Raw genomic sequence first — 2,606 nt, 5'->3', positions numbered from 1 at the left:
GCATCACGCTGGCCGACGGCACCCAAAAGTCGGTGGGCGTGATCCTGCCGGCCACCCTGACCTTCAACACCGGTGCGCCCGAGATCATGGAATGCGTAGCCGGTGCCTGCGAATACAAGCTGGCCGGCAGCGACAACTGGGTGAAGTCTTCGGCAGGCGAAAAGTTCAGTGTGCCGGGCAACGCCAAGTTCGAAATCCGCGTGGCGGCGGGCGAAGCCGCTTACCACTACATCTGCCATTTCGGTTAAAAACCGTCCAGACCTACCAGGAACCGCTCCTTTTTTTATAGCTGCTTGCGCACGCCCTGCGCGGCTTACAGCGATATTCAGGCCTAAACCATGTCCAATACCATTCTGCAAAACATCCCCGCCAACCAAAAGGTCGGCATCGCGTTCTCTGGCGGCCTGGACACCAGCGCCGCGCTGCTGTGGATGAAACAGAAGGGCGCCCTGCCCTACGCCTATACCGCCAACCTGGGCCAGCCCGACGAAGCTGACTACGACGAGATTCCGCGCAAGGCCATGGAATACGGTGCCATCAAGGCGCGCCTGGTCGACTGCCGCCCGCAGCTCGCCGCCGAAGGCATTGCCGCGCTGCAAAGCGGCGCCTTCCACATCACCACCGCCGGCGTGACCTACTTCAACACCACGCCGCTGGGCCGCGCCGTCACCGGCACGATGCTGGTGTCGGCGATGAAGCAGGACGACGTGAACATCTGGGGTGATGGCTCCACGTTCAAGGGCAACGACATCGAGCGCTTCTACCGCTACGGCCTGCTGACCAACCCCGCGCTGAAAATTTACAAACCCTGGCTGGACCAGCAGTTCATCGACGAGCTGGGTGGCCGCTCTGAGATGAGTGCCTTCATGACGGCCAACGGCTTTGGCTACAAGATGAGCGCCGAAAAAGCCTACAGCACCGACAGCAACATGCTGGGCGCCACGCACGAAGCCAAAGACCTGGAAAACCTCAACAGCGGCATCAAGATCGTTAACCCCATCATGGGCGTGCCCTTCTGGAAGGACGACTGCGTCGTCAAGGCCGAAGAAGTCAGCGTGACCTTTGAAGAAGGCCGCCCTGTGGCACTCAACGGCGTGCATTACCCCGACCTGGTGAGCCTGATCCTCAAGGCCAACGAAATCGGCGGCCGCCACGGCCTGGGCATGAGCGACCAGATCGAAAACCGCATCATCGAAGCCAAAAGCCGCGGCATCTACGAAGCCCCCGGCCTCGCGCTGCTGTTCATCGCCTACGAGCGCCTGGTCACCGGCATCCACAACGAAGACACCATCGAGCAATACCGCGACAACGGCCGCAAGCTCGGCCGCCTGCTCTACCAGGGACGCTGGTTCGACAGCCAGGCCATCATGCTGCGCGAAACCGCCCAACGCTGGATCGCCAGCGCCATCACCGGCACCGTGACGCTGGAACTGCGCCGCGGCAACGATTACTCGCTGCTGAACACCGAATCGCCCAACCTGACGTACGCGCCTGAGCGTTTGAGCATGGAGAAGGTGGAAGACGCGCCGTTCTCGCCGCTGGATCGGATTGGGCAGCTGACGATGCGCAATCTGGACATTACGGATACGCGGGCCAAGCTGGGGATTTATTCCAATGCTGGGATGCTTGAGTTGGGTAAGGGGGATGATTTTTTGAAGCTGGGCAAGTAAGCCGGCTCACGCGCAAAGGCAAAGCCCGCCAAGTGGAAACTTGGCGGGCTTTGCTGTTTGTACTTATCGCCCCGGCTAGTCTGCCAATACATCTGGGAAAAGAAAGTGGTTCAAGTTAAAGTGAGACGGAATCACCCAAACCAAATTAACTCCTCCAATGACAGACTCGCTACGCGACTTAGCCGCCCATCTTGAACAGTTTGCAAAAGAACGCGAGTGGCAGCCCTTCCATTCCCCAAAAAATCTCGCTTCTGCGTTGGTGGTGGAGGCCGGCGAACTACTCGAGCATTTTCAATGGCTCACTGAAGTCCAAAGTCGAGAAGTTTCTGTCGAGAAACGAGAAGTCATAGGATCAGAGATTGCAGATGTTTTGCTGTATTTGATCCAACTCTCGACTGCACTTGGCATTGACCCAATCGCAGCGGCACAAGAAAAATTAAGAGCCAACGCTCTCAAGTACCCGGTCGACAAAGCTCGAGGCACCAGCAAGAAATACGATGAGCTTTGAACAATGATCATCTATCAGGCGAGCAAGAGCGAATTTTTGCATCACGCGCTGCACGACGACATTGAGGATGTAATGTCGCGCCATTTCAAGAATGCCACCGGCCACGGCGTGGGACTGGCAGAAGTGCGGTCGTGGAAAAACTCGCTGATGGAGATGGCCAAAGTATTGAACGACGATGAAATCCCTGCAGATGCCGGGATAGCCATCGAATACCAACTTCCTCTTCAAAACAAGCGTATCGACTTCGTCATCGCCGGCGAAGATGCAGATGCCAGAGCCAAGGTGGTCATCGTTGAGCTCAAGCAATGGTCGGAGTCTCGCCGAAGCGACAAAGACGCCATCGTGTGGGCGCGGCGCGGAGGAAGGGCCGGAGAAACCGAAGGCCCTCACCCCTCATACCAAGCGTGGTCATATGCAGCGTACCTCGA

At 57.9% G+C, this 2,606-nt stretch carries 3 protein-coding genes and 1 pseudogene; all 4 read left to right on the top strand.

Going from position 1 to position 2,606, the window contains the following annotated elements:
- Positions 1-248: pyrimidine/purine nucleoside phosphorylase (ppnP, locus tag AC1D0Z_RS19355; protein WP_477659810.1), on the top strand; the 248-nt coding region annotated here is incomplete at its 5' end.
- A gap of 90 nt (positions 249-338) precedes the next feature.
- Positions 339-1,670 (top strand): argininosuccinate synthase, encoded by a 1,332-nt coding sequence (argG, locus tag AC1D0Z_RS19350; RefSeq protein ID WP_477659809.1) that lies wholly within the window; start codon positions 339-341, stop codon positions 1,668-1,670.
- A 157-nt stretch (positions 1,671-1,827) separates the two neighbouring features.
- Entirely contained in the window at positions 1,828-2,178 is a 351-nt protein-coding gene (locus tag AC1D0Z_RS19345) for a nucleotide pyrophosphohydrolase (protein WP_477659808.1), read from the top strand.
- 3 nt (positions 2,179-2,181) lie between these two features.
- Positions 2,182-2,606 (top strand): annotated as a pseudogene (locus AC1D0Z_RS19340) (AAA family ATPase); the annotation flags it as partial.

It is taken from the genome of Polaromonas sp. P1_E3, from assembly GCF_056405935.1.
This window is presented reverse-complemented; position numbering and strand designations above follow the sequence as displayed.

What these genes read in the sequence shown, in the direction of transcription:
- argG (WP_477659809.1), top strand. Translation starts at nt 339, where the DNA reads ATGTCCAATACCATTCTGCAAAACATCCCCGCCAACCAAAAGGTCGGC.
- AC1D0Z_RS19345 (WP_477659808.1), top strand. Translation starts at nt 1,828, where the DNA reads ATGACAGACTCGCTACGCGACTTAGCCGCCCATCTTGAACAGTTTGCA.